The organism is Parabacteroides sp. AF17-3 (assembly GCF_003635445.1).
In the GTDB taxonomy this organism is placed as follows: Bacteria; Bacteroidota; Bacteroidia; order Bacteroidales; family Tannerellaceae; genus Parabacteroides; species Parabacteroides goldsteinii.
On record NZ_QTMM01000003.1, the window covers coordinates 174,191 to 196,117 of the forward strand.

At 40.0% G+C, this 21,927-nt stretch carries 13 protein-coding genes; 4 read left to right on the forward strand and 9 right to left on the reverse strand.

Going from position 1 to position 21,927, the window contains the following annotated elements; genetic code table 11:
• Positions 1–4: 4 nt before the first annotated feature.
• The 5 genes from DWW91_RS05175 to DWW91_RS05195 form a co-directional block, all read right to left on the reverse strand.
• The gene (locus DWW91_RS05175) at positions 5–2,050 is read right to left on the reverse strand and encodes a BNR-repeat neuraminidase N-terminal domain-containing protein (protein ID WP_122327158.1); all 2,046 of its coding nucleotides are present in this window, start codon (positions 2,048–2,050) and stop codon (positions 5–7) included.
• 11 nt (positions 2,051–2,061) lie between these two features.
• Complete coding sequence (locus DWW91_RS05180; RefSeq protein WP_122327159.1) at positions 2,062–3,093, reverse strand: endonuclease/exonuclease/phosphatase family protein; 1,032 nt, start codon at positions 3,091–3,093, stop codon at positions 2,062–2,064.
• A gap of 133 nt (positions 3,094–3,226) precedes the next feature.
• Positions 3,227–4,747, reverse strand: coding sequence for a SusD/RagB family nutrient-binding outer membrane lipoprotein (locus tag DWW91_RS05185; protein ID WP_007657324.1), 1,521 nt, complete (start codon positions 4,745–4,747; stop codon positions 3,227–3,229).
• Positions 4,748–4,758: 11 nt separating this feature from the next.
• On the reverse strand, positions 4,759–8,058 hold the full coding sequence (locus DWW91_RS05190) for a SusC/RagA family TonB-linked outer membrane protein (protein WP_122327160.1): 3,300 nt from the start codon (positions 8,056–8,058) through the stop codon (positions 4,759–4,761).
• Positions 8,059–8,318: 260 nt separating this feature from the next.
• Positions 8,319–9,341: a FecR family protein gene (locus DWW91_RS05195; protein WP_122327161.1), complete on the reverse strand. Its 1,023-nt coding sequence runs from the start codon at positions 9,339–9,341 to the stop codon at positions 8,319–8,321.
• A 253-nt stretch (positions 9,342–9,594) separates the two neighbouring features.
• On the opposite strand from DWW91_RS05195, the gene DWW91_RS05200 reads away from it, so the two are divergent.
• Positions 9,595–10,179 carry an RNA polymerase sigma-70 factor gene (locus tag DWW91_RS05200; RefSeq protein ID WP_122327162.1) on the forward strand — a complete coding sequence of 195 codons (585 nt, stop codon included), beginning with the start codon at positions 9,595–9,597 and terminating at the stop codon, positions 10,177–10,179.
• A 52-nt stretch (positions 10,180–10,231) separates the two neighbouring features.
• On the opposite strand, the gene DWW91_RS05205 is transcribed toward DWW91_RS05200, so the two are convergent.
• Complete coding sequence (locus tag DWW91_RS05205; protein ID WP_007657333.1) at positions 10,232–10,966, reverse strand: nucleotidyltransferase family protein; 735 nt, start codon at positions 10,964–10,966, stop codon at positions 10,232–10,234.
• A complete protein-coding gene (locus tag DWW91_RS05210; protein ID WP_122327163.1) occupies positions 10,963–12,393 on the reverse strand; it encodes an RNase adapter RapZ in 1,431 nt (476 codons plus the stop codon). Before DWW91_RS05210 ends, DWW91_RS05205 begins: the two co-directional genes overlap by 4 nt.
• A gap of 457 nt (positions 12,394–12,850) precedes the next feature.
• Between DWW91_RS05210 and DWW91_RS05215 the strand changes: the two genes are divergently transcribed.
• Positions 12,851–15,352 (forward strand): DUF6383 domain-containing protein, encoded by a 2,502-nt coding sequence (locus DWW91_RS05215; protein ID WP_122327164.1) that lies wholly within the window; start codon positions 12,851–12,853, stop codon positions 15,350–15,352.
• A gap of 78 nt (positions 15,353–15,430) precedes the next feature.
• On the opposite strand, the gene DWW91_RS05220 is transcribed toward DWW91_RS05215, so the two are convergent.
• On the reverse strand, positions 15,431–16,267 hold the full coding sequence (locus tag DWW91_RS05220; RefSeq protein ID WP_048317699.1) for a hypothetical protein: 837 nt from the start codon (positions 16,265–16,267) through the stop codon (positions 15,431–15,433).
• Between the two features lie 79 nt (positions 16,268–16,346).
• Between DWW91_RS05220 and DWW91_RS05225 the strand changes: the two genes are divergently transcribed.
• Positions 16,347–17,780: a CCA tRNA nucleotidyltransferase gene (locus tag DWW91_RS05225; protein ID WP_122327165.1), complete on the forward strand. Its 1,434-nt coding sequence runs from the start codon at positions 16,347–16,349 to the stop codon at positions 17,778–17,780.
• A 98-nt stretch (positions 17,781–17,878) separates the two neighbouring features.
• Here DWW91_RS05225 and DWW91_RS05230 read toward each other — a convergent pair whose 3' ends face one another.
• Entirely contained in the window at positions 17,879–18,214 is a 336-nt protein-coding gene (locus DWW91_RS05230) for a helix-turn-helix domain-containing protein (RefSeq protein WP_122327166.1), read from the reverse strand.
• 558 nt (positions 18,215–18,772) lie between these two features.
• Here DWW91_RS05230 and DWW91_RS05235 point away from each other — a divergent pair.
• Complete coding sequence (locus DWW91_RS05235; RefSeq protein WP_229061287.1) at positions 18,773–21,916, forward strand: TonB-dependent receptor; 3,144 nt, start codon at positions 18,773–18,775, stop codon at positions 21,914–21,916.
• Positions 21,917–21,927: the final 11 nt, after the last annotated feature.

Genomic DNA, 21,927 nt, shown 5'->3' on the forward strand with positions numbered 1-21,927 from the left:
GTAGTTATTTCTCGGATGGTGATATTATTTCAAAGACAGTCAGGACAGCAGCATGATCGGAAGCCCAGACATCATCGATCTCCGGTGCTGTTTTTACTATTTTGGAAGAAACAGCTTTGATATTCTTTCCTTTGTAATAGAGAAAGTCAATACGGCTGACCTGTAGTTGTCCGTAAATAACGGCAAATGTCCCTTCCGGGCGGGCTACTTCATCCGGATTGATTTCACGGAAGCTGTCTTTAAATCCTTCGTCCAACATATATTGCGAGATAGGGAAAGGTACGGGACCATATCCGAAATGTATGGGTGCAGCTGCTTGGGTCCAGTCCAGATGGCTGCAAGAGTTAAAGTCACCTCCGATAATAATGGGAGTATCGTCATCCGTCAGATAAGGTTTCGTATCCTTTTCCATAATATGTTGCATATCCGCCAAACCGCGTAGGGCATCTTCTGCCACCCAAACCGAAGTGTTATGTCCTATATTGGGGTAATTGCAGGAATATTCCGGGTTATAAGCATAACGTAACCAGCAGGCGTTAACTAATAGTTGTCGGTTGCCGGGTAATGTCAGTTTCACGGGGTTGGAGTTGAAACTCTTCTTTGTCGGTATAACTTCAGTTATAGGATAACGGCTAAAGAGAACCAGATTGTCTTTCAGGGAAGGTGTTTGCATATAATATCCCAGTGAGTCTTTGATCCGTTGCTGACCTCCGTAGCCTTCCTGCATGGTAACAATATCGGCATTGGATGCCTTTACGAGATCTATAACCCGGCTGAGACCGTCATTCCCGACATGAACACCTCCGTGCCAGATATTCCATTGCAGGACTTTCACGATGTTGGGATTGTTTTTGCTGCTTTCCGTGATTCTTTTTTCAATGATACCGTCACTAACTTCCGGAGTATATCCGGTTTTTTCCAGTTTGAAAGAAGGTACGGATATTTTTATTTTGTTACCGGCGATGGCTTTTTCTGCTATATCGGCTGTGACCAATAAATAATTGATACCAGGAGTCAGTGTTACGACACCCTGTTCGTCTTTAAAAGTCATTTTCTTTTGAGGCTTTTCTCCTTTGCCGAATAATTCGGTTTTGACTCCTGACTGGGCGGTTTTCCCCGTATAATATACGTGAAGACTGTTTATATCGGATAAAGCAGTCGTTTCAGATAAATCAAGAGAAAGTTCTGTCAGGCGTAACGGGGCCTGGCTTCCGGTAACGGCTATTCTTAATTTAAGGACCTGATCATCCAGACTTCCCTGGTCGACGTCCCATTCGCTATCGATGACGACTGCGTTGAATAATTCCTGCTGTTTATCCGGTTTTATGAATTTGGGGTTATCGTTTACTACGGTATAGGCCAGTGGAACAGTACCGTTATATTTGTTTCTGCCGTTTCTCAGGTGGTATCCCAGGTCTCCTTTTCCCACCCAGTTGGTTGAAACATCTTCGATACCGTCATCGAAGTTATAGTAGGCGACCAGCGTGCCAAACTGGGGATGAGTCGGTTCAAGCGGTTTCCCCATCCACTCTTTTAATGTTTCGGTTGATACTGCCGAGTTCCATATGCGGATTTCGTCCATTAACCCGCCGAACGTAGTCGGTTCACCTTCATTTACACCAATTGCTCCAGGCAATACGGATATGGCAGTCGTTTTACTGTCGACAACTTCTCCATCCAGATACAGCTTGGTGACAACTCCGTCACAACTTAATGCCACATGATGCCACTGGTCATCCAATACATCTTCCGACCATAAATCTGCCCATGTGTTATGTAGTCTGCCATTCTCGATAACAAGCGGCAGATAATCCGCTATATTCAACAGGCTGTATTCTCCTCCCCCGAAGATAACTTCAATATCTTTCCATGAATTATCATCGCCCTTGATCCAAGTCTCCAGTGTCCATGAGTCTTTCAGGATACCGATGCCGGTACGGACATTGTTATCTTGCCCGTCCAGGTGAAGGGCAAGATTATCGTTTGAGGCGTGTATAAAAGATAAATTTGTAAAAAGGCTGATAAATAAAAGAGTGAATATGTATTTCATGGTATTTTATTTTAATGTTTTAGTTTGAAGGTCGCCAGGACTGCTTTATGATCTGTTGGCCATGTTCCCGCAGGTTGTATAAATTTGTCCTTGCTGTTTTCTTCAGCACGTTCACCTCGGATTATAGATTTCCGGGGACCTACCACGGCGGCATCTATTAACTTTAATTTTTTGTTAGGTTTGAAATAGATAAAATCAATACGGTCTCTTTCATCGGCTTCCGGAGCCCAGGCCAGTTTTTTTACATCGACATCGGGATTGTCTGAAGGAAATGTGAAACCGGGATGTGTCACAGGATCAGGATATACTTCACGATAAGCATCTTTAAACCCGTTTTCCTCCAAAAGGACAGAACAATCCCAGCGTACGACCGTTTCATTGTGATCCCACAGGTCTTTTGTGTTTTCCTTCCAATCCAGATGGGACGGTTCATTGAAGTCTCCTCCCAGGAGGATGATATTCCCTTTTTCATTTTCGACATCTTCGATTACTCCCCGGATAGCTTCGTCCCGTAGGGATTCATTATTGGCCTTTTCTATTTCCCGGGAGTCAAGAACCGGTGCGTCCAGTTTTTTCCAGGTAACGCCACTGTATCCGCGTGGCAGATAACAGGCATAATGCGTATAATCCAAATGGGCGGAATAGACGACAATGGTTTGCCCTTCGATTTCGATACGGGCTTTAAGAACTGACCCTGCATCATTTTTGAGAGGGTAATTCGGCCGTTGTTCCTGTATTTTGTATTTAGAAAGTATACCGACATCCAAAGTACTGGTTTCACCGTAATAATTAACACCTCTGTCTTTTAATGCCTGCAAAATGCGCGGAATAAATTGTTTACCGTGGTAGTTTCTTACTTCACTGAACAGGACAATATCCGGAGACAACCGGCTGACTTCGTCTGCTATGGCATCGAACCCACCATCCACCATCGTACCTTCCTGCCAGATATTCATTTGCAGAACAGTCAATTCTTTACTTTTTCCATAAAGCGTACAAGAACAAATCAATAGAATTAGAAGTATAAAATTGTATTTTCTCATGATATTCAAAGTGTATAATAAAGATGTACTCTATGAAAAATAGAGCGACCTATATTCAAAGAGTACATCAAAAGTAGTAATATAAATTTGTAATAACAGATTTTAATCGAAAGAAATGCTTATTGGTAAAATCCTATTGCAGTATCCACATTTCCTTGTTGACATCATCTACGCCTCCGAACTGACGTTGTACGGCTTCTTCTACATTTTCTTTGTTGTAGTCGTACTCTGATTTAGGATACATCCAACGTACAGGTATTTTGTCGTGTACGGGATTCTGATTTGTTTCAGGATTGATCGGTAATTTCGGATATCCTGTACGGCGGTAATCGTAATAAGAGTCGTAAGGATGTTGCATAAATGAAGCCAGATAACGTTGGGTTAATATCTTCTCGATATTTTCTTCTTTGTTACTACCCAATTGAATCTGAGGGTTTTCTAAAAATGCATTTTTTACATCTTCAGTGAGGGGATGACCATAATGGTAAATCTCTTCGTCCGGTGTATAGGTTGTAATGAAATCCATACTGGCCTTAATTCCTTTTTTATAATAGACGGATGCATCTGCCGATATCCATCCTCTGATTGCCGCTTCGGCCAAAATAAAGTTTTGTTCCAGGTAACTGATTCTCATTAAAGGCTCACCTGATGGTAGATCTGTATATCGAGGATTCAATCCGCAAAAACTTCCTGATGAAAACATTTTTTTTATTTGGTCGAAAGGAAGTGAAGGGTCTACTCCCAAATATGCATTCCGATCATCGGCTGTTAATCCTTCATCAATTTTGCTTTGAGCCGGTTTGGCATAATAGAATAATCTTGGATCTTCTGTTTCTTGAAAAGCATTGATGATTGTTGTAGAAATCATAGAATATCCGGCATGTTTGGTTTGGGTATTGTGAAATGGATATACCGTGTTCGCTTTATCGGCGTATGTCAATTGCAGATTGTCGTCATTAGAATCCATCAAAAGACGTGAAGAAAAGATAGAGGCAAAACGCTCTTTTATTTTCAGATCCGGATCAGATTCTTTTAAAGACAAAGACATCAGCACTTTCAACTGTAAGGCAGTAGTTACTTTTTTCCATTTTTCTACGTTACCCCCTAACATTTCATCTCCAGTGAAATCATTTGCTTGCGAGAATAATTCGTATGCCTTGTCCAAGTCGGCTAATACAAATTGCATGACCTCTTTCTGCGTATTGTACTTCGGTTTTACCAATCCGGTTTCTCCTTGTAATGCTTCCTCATAAGGAATATCTCCCATTTCCAGTGACATATAAAAAAGCTTGTATGCCTTTAGGAAATGAGCCAATCCTCCATATGCATTTTGGTCGTCTTCACTGGCTGCTTCAAGCATCTTTTCGCAGTTAGTTAACATTTTGAATCCGCTGAAACTGGATCTGTCAAATATGTTGTATTGGTAACTTTCCATACCTTCTCCCCATGCCAGTTGTTTACTTAGAAAATTGTCGTAAACAAAATTTTTGCTACCTCCGGTTTGCATGATATCTAGTAATAGTCCGTTGGCTAATAATGAAGATGTAACTTTTGTTGTTGCATCGGGATCTGTATTGATATCATCAAATTTATTGCATGATATTAATGCCGTAGCTATTAATAACAAAGTTATATATCTATTGAATCGTTTCATATTTGTTTCTATTAAAAATCTAATTTAACATTAAAACCTACATAACGGCAAGAAGGTGAGTTCAGCTTATCTGAAGCTCGGTCAGGATCTGAGAAACGAAAATCTTTGGTCCATATCAGTAGATTTTGACCAACGAAAGCAACCGACATCCCTTGCATTCTGATTTTTTGGCAGATTTGTTTAGGAACTTGATATGCCAAAGATAAGTCGCGAAGTTTGAAGAATGTTTGGCGAAGCACGTTTTGTCTTCGTACGGAACCTATATAGGGGTTCATTGTACTCATGTATGTTTCGTAAGATACCTGTACGTCGTTGGGGGCAAAAACACGATCATCACGGATGATGTTTCCGTCGGAATCATAGTCTACACTTCCGGAAACGACTTTTACGCCGGTTCCGATGAAATTTGTTTTGCCATTGACAACTTCATCATATCTCCATTGATTGTCCGAGTCGATATGGGCTCCGGAATTCCACATAGCTTGATCGGTTTGTGAATGCATAATACCTCCTACACGACCATCGAAAGTGAAATTTAATGTAAAATTCTTATACGAGATACTATTGCTCCATCCCCAAATCCAATCAGGAGATTCGTATCCGGCGACTGATTCGTATTTGCTAAGTACAGGGTATCCGGCTTCGTGAATGATATTTCCTTCCGGATCACGTTCCCAGTCATAAACGCCATACCAGTCCCAGCGTTCACCTGCTTTTACCCAAGGTTTCTGGGTTGAATATACAGGGTCTACTTGTGAGTAGTAATAACGATCTCGTGACCAGTTGAACATAGAATTCCAATTCCAGTCTTTTGTGCGGATAATATCGCCGGAGAGTGTGATCTCAAACCCTTTACGAAGTTGTTCTTCATCGATGTTGATCAATGTTGATCCAAAACCAGAAGCTTCGCTGATACCTGCTTGTCTGGTCAGGTTGTAATAGAGTTTGTTATAATAAGTAAAATCCACTTTCAGACGATTCTTAAACAAATTAACAGCAGTTCCAAGCTCGTAAGATCGTGTAGCAGATGGTAATACGGAAACTCCACGAATAGAGGTCGGATAGTAAGCCGCACTACTGCCATTGAACAAATTGTTAGATATACTGAATGCATTATTCGTTTCGTATACACTTAAATCCGATTTTGTTTGTGTCCAAGAACCTCTTACTTTCCAAAAATCAAAAACTTCAGGCATTGGGATGAACTGTGACAATACAACGCTACCGGCAACAGACGGATAGAAATAAGATCGTGTTTCTTTCGGTAAGGTGGATGACCAGTCGTTACGTCCGGTGATATCCACAAATACAGTGCTCTTCCAAGAAGCAGAAACTTTACCATACAAACTGTTTACTAATTTTTTTGTAACGCCGCTTGTTGTTTTTACATTGTCGATAGATCCTTTCAGCGAATAATATCCGGGAATAGTCAGTCCGTTTTGTGTTTCTCCCATGATATTGTCACTCTTCCAGTAGTAAACTGTTCCTCCGATAAATCCGTCAATGTTGAAATCGCCCAATTGATGGTCGGCGGACAACATGAAGTCGTTGTTTAAGCTATACCCTCCTAGACGTTGCAAGCAATAATACCCCTTTCTATCCCATCCGCCGGATGCACTAATTGGGTTTTTCCATTCTTTCTTTTCCGAATAAGAGTCCAAACCAGAACGTAGAGAGAGTTTTAACCAAGGAGTAAAGTCGTAGGCAGCAGAAAGATATCCGTTTACAATATCATAGTCGCTGGAACGGGTAATTTCATGTGCAATGAAGTAGGGGTTATCATACCATGTATCATCCATCCAGTTTTGTTGTTCATTTGGCTTAACCCAATAGTTTTTATAATCTCGAATATCATATTCGCTACCTGACCATACCAACAAGTTATATAAGAATCCGCTTCCGCCATATCCGGCTCCCATGTCGTTGGGATAAAAGCGTTTGTTGTATGTCAGTCCTCCATCGAATGAGAAATCTTTCCATTTCATATCTCCGGAAACAGAATAAGTGATTTTATTCAGACGTTCATTCGGATATTGTCCTTTGTTAAACATGTGGGTAAGGGAAGTCCTGACACTGCCGTATTTCCCTTTTTGAGAAACACTGACGTTGTTATTAGTGACAAGACTTAAATTCTGGAAATTTTTCAGGTTATTCTTACCCTTTGATTCCAATGGCATCTCTTTCCATTCGTGTGTATATGGATCATACTGAACGGCAGTTCTTCCTATGTCTAGTTTATCTCCCCATACATAGTCGCCTGTATAGTATTTACCACCTGAACCAGAACTGTATGACGTTTGAACTTCCGGTTTTTTCAGGTAACCTGCATTGAACATAGTGCTGCTGTTGACAGTTACATTCAATCCTTCTTTTGTTCCTTTTTTAGTCGTTACCATGATTGCCCCAGCACCACCACGTGCTCCGTAAAGGGCCGATGCTGTTGCTCCTTTTAATACATCAACGGATTCAATATCATCTGCTGCAATATCTTTTAATGATACATTTCCATAAGGAACTCCATCAATTACTAATAACGGTTCGGAGCCACGTAAAGAGATCGAAGGGGCTGAATTGAATTCCGGACTGTTTTGTATGTTCAGACCAGCCACTTTTCCTGTTAACGATGTTGCAACATCTACCGGTTTTATTGTAGAGAAGTTATCTCCTCCCACTTTCTGTACGGCATAGCCCAATGCTTTCTCTTCCCGCTTGATACCCAATGCGGTTACGACTACTTCATTCAGGTTATGAGTATCTTCTTCCAGCTGAATATTGATTATATTCTGGTTCCCGACGACAATAGATTTGGTTGTATATCCAATATAGGATATAACCAAGGTTGACTTGTTGGGGACTGAAAGAGAAAATTTACCGTCAAGATCTGTTATCGTCCCATTTGTTGAACCTTTTTCGAGAACATTGGCTCCAATGATCGGTTCTCCTTTGGCATCGGTGACAATACCAGTTATATCTTTGATTTTTTGTTGTACTATGGCATTGCTCAATACTGTTTTTGGAGAAAGAATTATACTTTTATCCAGAACTTTATAGCTAATGTCTGTTCCGCTGAATAATTGTTCCAATACATTGAACACATTCTTTTTGTTGCTCTTTATTGAAACAAGCCGATTCGTATTTACCTGTTTGTTATTATAGAAAAAGTGAAATTCTGACTGTTTTTCTATCTCATCTAATACTTCCTGTACGGTTTTGTTATTGACGTTCAGGGATAAAGTGGCTGATTGACTGTAACTTTCAGTGGCGTATGCCAATCCGAAGCAAACAAATAACATTATAACGGTGATTCTCATACATAATGGTATTTTATTCAGGAATGTGAATAAAGATTTCACCATCCTGAAAAGTTGGATGCTAAAATAATTTGTCATAGATTTGTAAGTGATTTTAGAGTTAAAAAATTCATTTACTGACAGCTTGTCGCAAACAAGCTTGCAGTTGTTTTTTTCATACGGGGAAATACGCCAATATTTTCCCGTATGTTTTTGTTCTAGGGCGGTTCAAATATTTTCATTTCAGTACTAAATTGTAAGTTGTTCATAAATTTGAGTATTTAATATAGTTCAACAATTGTTTTTTCGGGAATCTTGTTATTATCCGTTTCCTGATAAATATATTTATACTGGATATTTGATGATAGCCGGAAATGTTCCAGAATCAGAGACAGATGCTGACTTTGAAATGTTCCGGTGAAAGAATAATTATACAGCAGGTCATTCTTTACAATGAACTCTGAATCAAATCTTTTACCTAGAATTTTCAGGGCTTCTTCAAATGAAGTGTTTCTGAATATAACAAGTCCGTCCTTCCAGGCAGTCAGAGTTGCCATATAAGTGTCATTCTGTTTAAGTTTTCCGATTTTTGCGTTATATTCAAATTCTTCGTTAGGTTTCATCAATAATGCTTCTTCCTTATTGTCTTTGCTTTGATAGGTGAGCCTGACAGAACCGGAAACCAAGGCTGTTGTAACCTTATTACTTTCTTTATAGGCTTCTATATTGAATTCTGTTCCCAGAACTTCAGCTTTCAGGTTGAAAGGTGTGCTGACTATAAATTTTTTCGATCTGTCTTTTTGAACTGAGAAATAAGCTTCTCCATCCAACACCACATCACGAGTCTCACCTGTGAATTTTTGTGGGTATTTCAAGTATGTTTTGGAGTTCAACCAAACTTTGCTTTTATCAGGAAGAGTAACGGTGGCTACCATTCCAGGGTTTGTCCGAACTTCGATATATTCGACCGGCATTTTCTGTGTGGCAAAATAAATGGAACTGGCTATCAATGGCAGGATAAGGATGGCTGCAATCCGTTGGAACCAAAACATAAACGAATGTTTGTTGTCAGTTTTTCTGTTTATTCTTTTCCTGACATCATTTAATGCTCTGGTTGAATCTACAGATTCGATCGTATTGATTGTGTCTGTCGCCAGGAAAATATACCGGATATCCCGTGCTGTTTTTCTGTTTTCCTCAGAAGCTTGTAGCCAGGTTTCTATCTCCTGCTGTTGGGTAGAAGATAGTGTTCCGGAAAAATAATCCAGTAGTAATTGCTCGTCTATATGATTTTGTGTGTCCATTTTGTCCCTTTTATATTATAAAGACTAATGGGCAGAAAAACCTCCTAAACGAAAATGTGATTTTTTTGTGATTTTTCTTTTTTGAAAGAGTTCTAGTAAGAAATTGTTGATTATTTACAGATTGTGAGATTAAAGAACTCTCTTTTATTTAATATTATAATAACTTAATCACTTTGTAATAGGTCTATATGTTGAAAAATGTTATTTTTGCACGGATAGATACGTTAGTCTTATTAGAACTAAATACTTTTATATGCTTTCTTTTACTACAGATAACATAAATGATGAGGTTCTTTTCCAAAAGATCCAGGCTGGTGATGTGAAAGCATTTGACACTCTGTTTATGCGCTATTATCCCCTTTTATGTGCTTATGCAAAGCAATATGTGGATTTTTATGACGGTCAGGAGATCGTACAAGATGTGATGGTTTGGTTTTGGGAAAACAGTAGCATGCAGGTTATCGAATCCTCTCCGAAGAATTATCTATTTAAAGCCGTAAAGAACAGATGCCTGACCCTGATCAATCGGAATGAACTGAAACAACAGATTGTAAATACGCTGTATGCAGATTGGCAGTCACAGTATGAAGATCCGGACTTTTATGTGGTTGAAGAGTTGACGAGGAATATTGAAGCTGCTTTGTCACGTTTACCGGAAAGTTACCGGGAGGCTTTTGAAATGAATCGCTTCCAGAATATGACTTACAATGAGATAGCACAGAAGCTGAATGTTTCATCTAAAACGGTCGATTATCGTATTCAACAGGCATTGAAACTTTTGCGTGTCGAGTTGAAAGACTATCTGCCATTATTAATGGCCTTAGTCAGAATTGTCTGAAAGACATTTCCGGCTAAAGCCATCCTGATGTATTATTGTCTTTATCTTCGTATTATAAACCTTTCATCCATTTTTCCGCTTTGGCTAAAGCCTCCGGCTTGCCTATATCCAGCAACTGTAAGTTTTCGGCTGCATAGGCATGGATATTTGTTTTAGCACAGATAGCCAGATAGAAATTGATGATCGAGAATTTACCCGTCCATTCTTCCATCCAGTCGAATATTTTCGGTGATATTACATGGATACCGCTAAAAGCGTATTCATTATATTGTTTGGGGTCGAAATCCGGATAATAAGATTTTACTTCTCCGGTTTCATGATTTCTCCATCCGCACAACCGGCTCTCTTTGTTGAACAGGAGATAACGCGATGTGTTACGTTTACTGACCAGCAAGGTAGCGACCGGATTGGTTTCCAGATGGCAATCGTATAACTTTTTCAGATCCACATTCGACATGATGTCGACATTGTGTACCAGAAACGGTTCGTTTCCCTGAAGGAATTTGGCCGCTTTTTTGATGCCGCCTCCCGTGTCGAGCAGGTAATCCCGTTCGTCGGAGATATGGATCTGAACTCCGAAGTTGTTGTTGGCTGCCAGGAAATCGATGATCTGGTCTCCCAGGTGGTGAACGTTGATAACGATCTGATGAAACCCTGCATCCTTCAGCTTCAGAATTACATGTTCCAACATTGGTCTTCCATTTATTGGTATCAATGCTTTTGGTGTATTGTCAGTCATCGGTTTGAGGCGGGTCCCCATACCGGCTGCAAAAATCATAGCTTTCATAATATTGCGTCAAAGATTTGTTCTATATTTTGTTCCCTGTGGGTAAGGTCTACTTTTACTCCGAATTTGGCATGCAGATGCTCTGCCAGATGTTGTGCCGAATAGACGGAACGATGTTGTCCGCCGGTACAACCGAAAGAGATCATCAGATTCGTGAAACCACGGTCCAGATAACGTTTCACCGAAGCATCCACGATCGTATATACATGTTCCAGGAATTGCGTGATTTCCCCGTCTTCTTCCAGGAAGTGGATCACTGGCTCGTCCAGTCCTGTAAAATGGTTGTATCGTTCATATTTTCCCGGGTTGTTGATGGCCCGGCAATCGAATACGAAACCACCGCCGTTTCCGCTCGGATCGTTCGGTATTCCTTTTTTGTAGGCAAAGCTGACGATCTTAACTTCCAGCATCCGTTTTTGTATGTCGTCCCTGAACTGCGTCAGGCCGGTCAGTTCTCTCAGAACGGCGCACAAGTACGGATATTCCGGATAATCATTCTTTAATAACTGCCGCAGATTGTTGATGGCGAAAGGTACGCTTTGGATAAAATGCGGTTTCTTTTCAAAGTATCCCCTGAAACCGTAGGCTCCCAGCACCTGTAGTGTGCGGAACAACACGAAATGGCGTAGCTGGCAGAAGAAATGTTCTTCGTCTACATCAGTATATTTTCGTAATGCTTGCAAATAATCGGCAAGCAATTCGTTTCTCAAATCTTCCGGGTAATTGGCTTTAGCCTGCCAAAGGAAAGAGGCTACGTCATAATAGACCGGACCTTTTCGTCCTCCCTGGAAATCAATAAACCAGGGTTCGCCATCTTTGATCATGACGTTGCGTGACTGGAAATCCCGATAAAGGAAAGTGGGAGAGGTGTCCTGAAGCAATACATCGCTCATTTTCTGGAAATCATCTTCCAGGCGGTCTTCCTGAAACTCCATCCCCGTCGCTTTCAGAAAGCAATATTTGAAGTAATTCAGGTCCCAAAGAATAGAACGTTGGTTGAATTCCGGTTGAGGATAACAGTTCTCATACTCGAATCCTTCGGCACCGGCATACTGGATAGAAGGAAGTTGCGTGATTGTTTTGTGTAACAACCGGCGTTCCTCTTCATCGAATACACAGCTTTTGCGTCCTTTTTCTATGGCATTGAAAAGCATGGTGTCGCCCAGGTCTTCCTGCAAATAAAAAGAATAATCGTCCGAATAGAAATGCACTTCCGGGACGGAAATACCTTTTCCCCTGAAAAATCCGGACATATAAATAAACGCTTTGTTCTCCTCCTGGGAAGAGCCGCTGACCCCTATCAATGTTTTCGGGCCGGATATTCTGAAATACCGGCGGTTAGAACCGGATGAAGGTAGTTCTGTTATATCTTCGGCCTGTGAACCGGTATATTCGTAGTAGAGTCTTTTTAATTCTTCTGTTACCATATTTTTTGAATTACGGCACTAAGGTAAGCCTTTTTTGTTAGGGAAGGAAACTTCTCAAAAACATTCGCAATTGTATTTGCTTTTTGTACTGATGTCAGTGGAATTACTATACGTACTAAATTATATAGTAAGCTTTCGGTGTAGTGCATATAAACAATCTATAAATGTTTAACGAAAGCAGTATCATCGATATTGTTTCATCCTAAAGAAACAAGTGTTTCTACATAATGAAACAACTGTTCCATTACTATGAAACAGATTCTCTTAAAGAGGTATTGGGAATGTGAAAAGAGTAAAGGTGATAAGATGCATTGTTCCAGTATGATTTTGCATGAAAAGTCGTCTCTTTTGTACAATATACTTGATTATTAGCGTTTGTTATAGTAATTTCGGATTTAAAATATTCTATCTTTGTACTTAGTATGGGTTAATATGTAAATCAAAAGTGAAATAATATATGAATAGAAAATCTACTTTATTGGCTGTGGTTTTAATGGCGGTAAGTTCTTTCACGATGAATGCGACAGAATTTGGATCTACGAATGATTTCTTTTATTTGAAATCAGGAGATCTCTACTTATCACTGGATGGTAATAAATCGGATTCTGTTATAGTAAAATCTTTTAAAGAAAATATGACGAAGGCTGCAGTTGATTCTGCTTTGTGGCAGATAGTGGAAAAAAAAGCGGTCGTAGGAGTTACAACTTATTCGATCATAAACAAAGCAACTTTGAGTTATTTGGCTTTTGCTCCGGCTAAAAAAACGGTACCTAATCTGGTTGCAGTGAAAGATGGAGTTGCTTATAAATGGATTTTGGATGGAACAGATAATCCGCAAGAATTAAAAAGTTTTTATAGCGGAGATAAATATTTGTCTTTTGTGATTACGAATGATAAAGATTTATCTTTGGTTGATACTCCTGCGGCTGATTCCAATGCTAAATTTACGGTAGTAGAGCCTTCTTCCAAATTTCTTTTGAAGGCAGACGAGCTCGGGGCTGGTTTTAAGACTTTCCAGTTAAAGTTTGGTGATACATATGAAGGGGATATTTTCTCAGGGAAAGACCTGATAGCAAAAGATGTCGATGATGAAGACGGATATGTTACTTTACAGGAAAAAGGAAACGAGGCATTTCCGGATAATAAGGCTAAATATTTTGGTGTCGACATGCTTAAAACAGATATTTCTGGTGCAAAGGATGTATTTGGATATAATTTTTCTTTGGATTCTACCCGTCAGACGCAAGATCCGAATGCTGATTGGCAAAAGTTTAAATTTACAGTCGACTTAAAGAATGATTCAGTATCTGTATTTTTAAAAAGAGCTCCTGAGAGTGGAGAAGATACTGTGCAAGTTGTATTTGCCAGTGTTGGACCGAAAAAAGTGTTGACTGTTTCAAAGGTGGATGATAATGGTGCTGTGAAACAAGGAAAAGCACCTTTGATCAATTTGTCTGCCGGAACTCATGCAAATATACCGACAGGTTCAGGCGTTTATTTTCTCCAAAGTGCAAGCAAAGGTACCAAAGGTAAATATTATGTTAAGAAAAACTCCTTTATGGGGGGAGACAGTGTTCCTTCTGTGAACTTGCCGAGAGGGCAATGGTATATTAAAACTGAAAATGGCAAATATTCCGTTGTCGACCGTGAATCTGATGATGCTTTTATCTTGAATCAGGAAATATTTGAAGTGGCAGAAATGGAGGATACCTATTTACTCGATGGAGACTCTGTAAAAGTTACTCCGGTGTCTGTTGATTTGAAAGATAAATATTTAGGTTCGCGGGCTTATACAGAGAAAGAATTGGCCGAGAAAGGATTTACGCTTCATCTGATACCCGGAATTCCGATAGGTCCTGCTTATCTGTCTACATTTACGAACGATTCTATCTTGAAAGGAACAGGTGATATTTCTAACCAGATTATGTTTAAACTGGTACCGAAGGATACGCAAGTAGTAGCTGGTGCTAAACAGTTAGGCGATGAAATCTCTATTATCTCTTATCAGCTACGTACGTTGTTCGGAACTGATAGAATCGCAGCCCAAAGTGATAGTTTGAAATTGTCCGAGACAAGTGAGCCTCTTTCATTCCACTTTGTTTTCAATGAGACAAGACAATGGTCTACAATGAAAGTTGTGGGTGATGCTGAAGGCCGTTACGTTGGAATGGATATACAGACTGGTTGTCTTCAGTTGACAAAAAATCCGGCTAATGTTATGATCCTGTCTGCTGATGCTCCTGAATATGCTCCTCAGGAAGTTGGTCATAAGCGTTTTTCTACTGCTAATAATTCGTTGGTGATGAACCCGAATACATTTCTGGCTGAACTGAAGATCGAAGGCAATGAGATTACGAAGTCTGGCTATACGGAAGATAATTTTAGTCTTTGGGTTGAGAAAGCTGAAAAGAGTCCGTTGGGTAAACAGTTGTATTATATCTCTTGCAAGGCCATAGGCGCGAAAGAGGGTGACGAAACTCGTTATTATTTGGCAGCTAGTGATACTTTAGGCGGACGTGCCGTATTCATTTCCGATGAATCTGTTAAAACGATGGAAAACAGTCCGGCTCTCTTTGCATTCAAGATGGTAGAGGGTGGTACTTATTATCTGGAAAACCAGAGTGAGTTCAAAAAGGATGATGCTAAACCTTATGTCGGTATGGTGAATGGATTTGCTGTAATGCAGCCTGTTCCGATGGCAGAGTTTACTATTGAGAATGCTCCGGCTCCTGTTGCCAACGAAGAAATCGAAGCGCCTACGACTATTCAGGTAATCGGAAGTACAGGTGAATTCCAAATCCGTAATGCAGGAGGTAAGAAAATTACTTTATCGAATATTCTGGGGCAGACAATCGGTTCCCGCTTTGTATCTTCTGATAATGAATCAATTCAGACAGCAAGAGGTGTTGTGATTGTGTCCGTTGAAGGTGACAAGGCTTATAAGGTGATCGTGAAGTAAAAAAAGATACTCTCAAATAAAAATCCGGTTCTCATATTCAATTGGGAACCGGATTTTTTATGGAGAAAATCAGACCGTTTATTCTTCTGTATTACTTTCCAATTTGCTTTTCAAATAAGCAATTCGCTTGGTTGCTTTTTCTTTCTCTTTCTGAAGATTTTCCAGATCGCTTAATACAGTAGCCAGTTCAAAAGTCGCGGCAATCGCTTTTTTATCCCCGTCAGCTATATATAATGTATAGGGTTTGCCACCTGTGTACTCGGCTTTGACACGTTCTTTTACGTTTGTAGAAATGAACTTGGCAGCATCGAGTCCTTTTTCGCCTTTGTAGGTGACGACTTCAGTTGTTTTTCCCAGATCTTTAAAACGGTAGTTTACTCCGCCGTCGTACGGGATTGTGGCTGTTTCGGCAAACTGGCCGTCTTTCGTACTGACCTTGATGCCTGTATGGTTGATCGGTGCGCCGCCGTAGAAAACACTGGCAAGATAAATCTCGCCCTTTTCGTTGACCCCGCTGCGGATATAACAGCGTTGCACATTTCGCTCCACTGTCTGCTGTTTCCATATATAATTACCGATCTCTTCGTAGACGCTGTCTTTTTCAAAAACGAATCCTTTTTTCAGTCCTTCCGCTTCTTCTGTCTTGATGGGAATAAGGCTGTCGCAAAAAGCGATATTCCGTTCCGCCTCTTTCATCTCGACCATACGCATCAGGGAAAGTCCATCTTTCAATACTTTGAATTCTTTCGGATAGAGTGCGCGGATAGAGTCTATTTCGCTTTTTGCGGCGAAGAGCTCGTTTCGTTCATACATACTTTTTGCATTGTTCAACCGGGCCCGGGCTTCTTTCTCCGTATTATTGCATGCAGCCAGGGTTACGGCTGCCAATGCGATACATATTACAGACTTCTTCATGTTGTTTATCTTATTCGTTCTGTCTGCAAAGATATATTTTTTATCTTTGCAGTCTCAATGAGTGAGATAAATAAAGCGAATGTATATAGAACAGGAAGATATTTTAAATCATATATCGGCAAAACCGTTCCACATAATTTCAGAGGCCGCAGACGAATTAGGTGTTGAGGCTTATGTGATTGGCGGTTACGTCAGAGATATTTTTTTATACCGTCCATCAAAAGATATTGATGTTGTTGCAGTAGGTAGCGGGATAGAGTTGGCAAAAACTGTTGCCGGCAAGTTGGGGAAAAAGACACATTTGTCCGTATTTAAGAATTTCGGAACGGCGCAGGTGAAATCAGGCGACCTTGAGATCGAGTTTGTCGGAGCACGGAAAGAGTCGTATAATCGCGATAGCCGGAAGCCGATTGTGGAAGACGGGACTTTGGAAGATGATCAGAACAGGCGCGATTTTACGATCAATGCACTGGCTTTATGTCTGAATAAAGAACGTTATGGGGAGTTGGTCGATCCTTTTGGAGGATTGGATGATATGGACAATCTGATTATCCGTACGCCACTCGATCCTGATATAACGTTCAGTGATGACCCGTTGCGTATGATGCGTGCAGTCCGCTTCGCTTCACAGCTGGGATTTTTTATTCATCCCGATACATTTGATGCGATTGAGCGCAATAAGGAACGCATCTCCATTATATCCAAAGAACGGATTGTGGATGAATTGAACAAGATCGTACTTTCGCCAAAACCCTCCATCGGCTTTGAATTGCTTGATAAGAGCGGATTGTTGCAGCTGATTTTTCCGGAACTGTGTGCTCTGAAAGGAGTGGAAACAAAAGAAGGCATCGGTCATAAGGATAATTTTGCCCATACCTTAATGGTGTTGGACCGTTTGAGTAAAACAACGGATAATCTGTGGCTTCGGTGGAGTGCGATTTTCCATGATATAGGAAAACCGGCAACTAAACGTTTTGATCCTCGTCTGGGATGGACGTTCCACAATCATAATTTTATCGGCGAGCGTATGCTGCCGGGTATTTTCCGTCGGATGAAGTTGCCGATGAATGAGAAAATGAAGTATGTACAGAAAATGGTAACCCTTCATATGCGTCCCATAGCTTTGGCAGACGATGAAGTGACAGATTCTGCCATCCGTCGTTTGTTGTTCGATGCCGGTGACGATATCGATGACTTGATGAAGCTTTGTGAGGCGGATATCACCAGTAAGAATCCGGAAAAAGTCCGCCGTTTTCTGAATAACTTCCGGTTGGTTCGTGAGAAGTTGGCAGAAATAGAAGAGAAAGACCGGGTACGGAATTTCCAGCCGCCTGTCTCGGGTGAGGAAATTATGGAAACATTCTCCCTGCCTCCTTCACAGCCGGTAGGCGTCATAAAAGAAGCCATCAAGAATGCTATTCTGGACGGCATAATTCCTAATGAATATGAGGCAGCTAAACAGTTTATGCTGGAACGGGCTGCAAAGATGGGGTTGAAGCCAGTTAGGGGATAATTCCTTTAAGTATAAATAGTTACAGAGTAAATATAATTAATTAGATCCGGTTTTTATATTCAATAAACCGGATCTGATCTTTTCAATAGATAAAAATATCACTTTCCTTTTAGCAATTCTGCTGCTTCTTCTCCGAAAACGATTTTTAGTACCTGCTCTTTTTTATCGTTGTCCAGCTTGATTTGTAATACTGTTTCTGTTGATATATTACTTTCCTTGCTCAGAACATATTTATCCGGATATGCAATAATGTTTATTACTGATTCTTGCAGAGCGTTTGCAATTTGTAATAATGTGTTGTATTTAAGTTCCCGCTCTCCTGACATAATAAGACTTAACCCAGCTTGTTTTAAGCCGATCTGACTAGCTAAATATTCTTGCGAATATCCTTTGTTTCTGCGAATTGCATCTATATTCCTTAGTATATCGTTCATGTAAGCAATTTAGTGTTTGTGGTTTGAATAAATAAATGATATTTGTAATAAAAAATTGCACTTATGTTTGCTAATATAACAAAATGTAATATCTTTGCTGCTGTGATTTTCTTAATTCTCTTAATAGATCTTGTGTTCCCATTTTGAAACATTTTGCTATTAAGTCTAATTGTTAACCTAATTTGTCTGAAGATTATGTTGATCTATAGAAGGTTATGTTTGTTTGGTAAATGAGGTGTCCGGTATGTGTATGAAGGGGACTGTTTTCCTTAGTAATACGGTTTTCAAGATATATGCCAGTTGTTTCTCTGTAATAAAGATTGCACTTTGTTAAGTAATGGAGAAGATAAAATTTAAGTTTATATAATTCACTAGTATTCATTTTAATATTGCTTGCCTATGATTATGAATTTTTAATTCCAATGTTTTCTATTCGGATATGTAGTCATATCCATTGTGTTTTTTAACCTTATATTCATTTAATAACAGAAGGAAATGAAAGAATCTTTTTTAGACATACATTTAAAAGGATGTCGTGTTAAAAGCAATTTATTCAGAATGTTAACCTTATTGCTTTTAATTTTTTGTACGACAAATGTATTTGCACAGCAGAAAAATGTCAGGGGAACGGTTGTTGATGCTTCGGGGGATCCTCTTATTGGTGTAAATGTTTCAGTAAAAGGAATGACAATCGGTATAATTACCGATATGGAGGGTAGATATCAACTGGAAGTACCGGCCAATGCTACGCTTCTCTTTTCTTATATCGGATATCGTTCGCAGGAGATTGCGGTAGGTAATCAGTTATCGATCAATATTACGATGCAGGAAGATACTCAAAATATAGATGAGGTTGTGGTTGTCGGATATGGAGTTCAGAAAAAAGAAACTGTTACAGGTGCTGTCTCCACATTGAAGGGGGATGATTTAATAAAAACACCAGTAGCGAATCTATCAAATGCCATAGCTGGTAAAATGTCGGGAGTGGTAACATTTCAGCGTTCTGGTGAACCGGGTTACGATGGAGCAACAATTCGTATTCGCGGTTCAAATACATTAGGAAATAATGATCCGTTGGTTGTCATTGACGGAGTAGCGGCGAGAACTGGTGGTTTGGAGCGTCTTGACCCAAACGAGATTGAAACGATGTCTGTACTGAAAGATGCGTCTGCGGCTATCTATGGGGCACGTGCAGCCAATGGTGTAATCTTGATAACTACTAAAAAAGGACGTGCGGGCAAGAAACCGGTGTTTTCTTATTCTTTTAACCAAGGATGGTCTAAGCCTACCAATCTACCGGAAATGTGTGATGCTCCTCAATATGCAGAGTTGATGAATGAATTGTATATGAATAAAGCCATGAAAAATCCGGCTAAGAATAATGGTGTCGGTATGGGAGATTATACTTTGTTTGCAACTCAGGAAGAAATTCAGAAATATCGTGATGGTTCTGATCCTTGGAGATATCCGAATACGGATTGGTATGCGGCAACCTTTAAAGATTGGTCTCCACAGCGAATTCACAATGCATCGCTGGAAGGTGGTTCTGATAAATATCAATACTTTGTAAACTTCGGACATAAATATACAGACGGGCTTTATCATAAATCTGCGAACAACTACAAACAGTTCAACCTGCGTATGAATGTTGATGCACAACTCAATGATTTTATTAAGGTGGGAACTCAATTAATGGGACGTCAGGAAAACCGTAATTTCCCAAGTCAGGGAGCAGGTGATTTGTTATGGTTCACATCCAGAGGCCGTCCAACTGACCAGGCTTACTGGCCTAACGGACTACCCGGACCGGCACAGGAATATGGGCGTAATCCGGTTGTTGCCTGTACAGATGAAACCGGTTATACGCATGATAAGCGTTACTATATACAAACTAATGCTAATGTAGAAATTACTCAGCCCTGGATTGAAGGTTTGAAACTTGTAGCTTCCGTCTCTTATGATAAATACTTAAAGCAAAGTAAAACATGGTTTCAGCCATGGACTTTATATGATTGGGATAAAGTGAGTTATGAATCAGATGGCACAACACCTAAATTAACGCCGATGTTGAGTTACCCGAACCATGAGGATCCGGACTTGTCTATGGAGTCTACAGACCAGACAAATACAGTCTTAAGCGGTATTATGACATATAATCGGGTTTTCGGAGATCATGGAGTCGATTTTTTGATAGGTATGGAACGCGACTGGTCCGATGCTGAATCGTTTAACGGATACCGGAGGTATTTCCTTTCTACGGCTCTTCATCATTTTAATGCAGGTGGTGATAAAGAGAAAAATGCCAAGAGTGACGGAGATAACTGGGAACGTGCCCGTATGAATTATTTCGGACGTTTTGCTTATAACTATAAAGAGAAATATCTGGCTGAATTTGTATGGCGTTATGATGGTTCTTATATGTTCGCAGCAGGCGAGCGTTTTGGCTTTTTCCCCGGTGTTTTGCTTGGATACCGTATTTCGGAAGAGGACTTTTGGAAAGAAAATCTCTCTTTTATTAATTACTTTAAGTTACGTGCATCCTGGGGGCAGATGGGGAACGACCAGGTTTATTATGATGATAAATTAAGGGAATACCAATTTGCACCTACCTATTATTATGAATGGGGATATATTATTGATAATGCGGATGAAAAGGGATTGCGCATCAGTCGTTTTCCGAATCCTGCTATTTCGTGGGAACGTGCTAATAACTTCAATGTTGGTATTGAAGCCCGGACATTCGATAATCGCTTATATTTAGAGGCAGATTATTTTTATAATAAACGTTCAAATATTTTATGGCGTAGAAATGCATCTATTCCTACAACTTCCGGCTTAACATTGCCTGCTGAAAATATAGGTAAGGTTAATAATACCGGTTTTGATTTTAAGATTGAATGGAATGACAATATCGGTAAAGATTGGCGCTATAGTATATCTGCAACCGGAGGCTATGCAAAAAATACCATTAAGTTCTGGGATGAAGCTCCGGGTGCTCCTGAGTGGCAAAAGTCGACAGGTCATCCGATGAATACTTCTTTGTATTACGAGTATGACGGTGTATTTAAGGATTGGGATGAAATCAACGATATAGCTAATCGTCCAAATTATGACGGTATAACAAAGGATGCGGACTTAAAACCGGGTGATATGAAATTTAAGGATCTCGATGGGGATGGTAAAATAACCCCGGATGACCGTTATCGTTCGGACCGTACCAATGAACCGAAATGGACATATGGCATTACAGGATATTTGCAATGGAAAAACTTTGACATGAATATCTTATTTCAAGGTGCGGCTGATTCATGGACTAAAGTTTACTGGGAAGCCGGTGATATTGGTAATTATCCGAAAACAGTTTATGACAAGCATTGGTCTATTGATAATCCATCTGACAAATATCCGCGTGTAAACGAACGCAGTCAGTATTATTGGGATGGAACGGCGGCCGGTAACAACACTTACTGGATGGTCAATACGAATTATATCCGTTTGAAAAATCTTGAAGTAGGATGGAGTATCCCCAAAGCATGGTTGCTGCAAACAAAGTTTATCTCGTATGCCCGTTTGTATGTGAGTGGGGTAAACTTGCTGACTTTCTCGCCAAGTAAAGATATTGACCCGGAAAGTACAAGTTCCAATGCGACAAACTATCCTCAGTCAAAAATTATTAATGTAGGTTTTACTGTAACATTCTAAACTTGATATGA

Excerpts from the sequence above, each read along its gene's own strand:
- DWW91_RS05235 (WP_229061287.1), top strand. The coding sequence starts at position 18,773 with ATGTTAACCTTATTGCTTTTAATTTTTTGTACGACAAATGTATTTGCA.
- DWW91_RS05180 (WP_122327159.1), bottom strand. The coding sequence starts at position 3,093 with ATGAGAAAATACAATTTTATACTTCTAATTCTATTGATTTGTTCTTGT.
- DWW91_RS05175 (WP_122327158.1), bottom strand. The coding sequence starts at position 2,050 with ATGAAATACATATTCACTCTTTTATTTATCAGCCTTTTTACAAATTTA.
- DWW91_RS05205 (WP_007657333.1), bottom strand. The coding sequence starts at position 10,966 with ATGAAAGCTATGATTTTTGCAGCCGGTATGGGGACCCGCCTCAAACCG.
- DWW91_RS05200 (WP_122327162.1), top strand. The coding sequence starts at position 9,595 with ATGCTTTCTTTTACTACAGATAACATAAATGATGAGGTTCTTTTCCAA.
- DWW91_RS05215 (WP_122327164.1), top strand. The coding sequence starts at position 12,851 with ATGAATAGAAAATCTACTTTATTGGCTGTGGTTTTAATGGCGGTAAGT.
- DWW91_RS05225 (WP_122327165.1), top strand. The coding sequence starts at position 16,347 with ATGTATATAGAACAGGAAGATATTTTAAATCATATATCGGCAAAACCG.
- DWW91_RS05185 (WP_007657324.1), bottom strand. The coding sequence starts at position 4,747 with ATGAAACGATTCAATAGATATATAACTTTGTTATTAATAGCTACGGCA.
- DWW91_RS05210 (WP_122327163.1), bottom strand. The coding sequence starts at position 12,393 with ATGGTAACAGAAGAATTAAAAAGACTCTACTACGAATATACCGGTTCA.
- DWW91_RS05220 (WP_048317699.1), bottom strand. The coding sequence starts at position 16,267 with ATGAAGAAGTCTGTAATATGTATCGCATTGGCAGCCGTAACCCTGGCT.
- DWW91_RS05190 (WP_122327160.1), bottom strand. The coding sequence starts at position 8,058 with ATGAGAATCACCGTTATAATGTTATTTGTTTGCTTCGGATTGGCATAC.
- DWW91_RS05230 (WP_122327166.1), bottom strand. The coding sequence starts at position 18,214 with ATGAACGATATACTAAGGAATATAGATGCAATTCGCAGAAACAAAGGA.
- DWW91_RS05195 (WP_122327161.1), bottom strand. The coding sequence starts at position 9,341 with ATGGACACACAAAATCATATAGACGAGCAATTACTACTGGATTATTTT.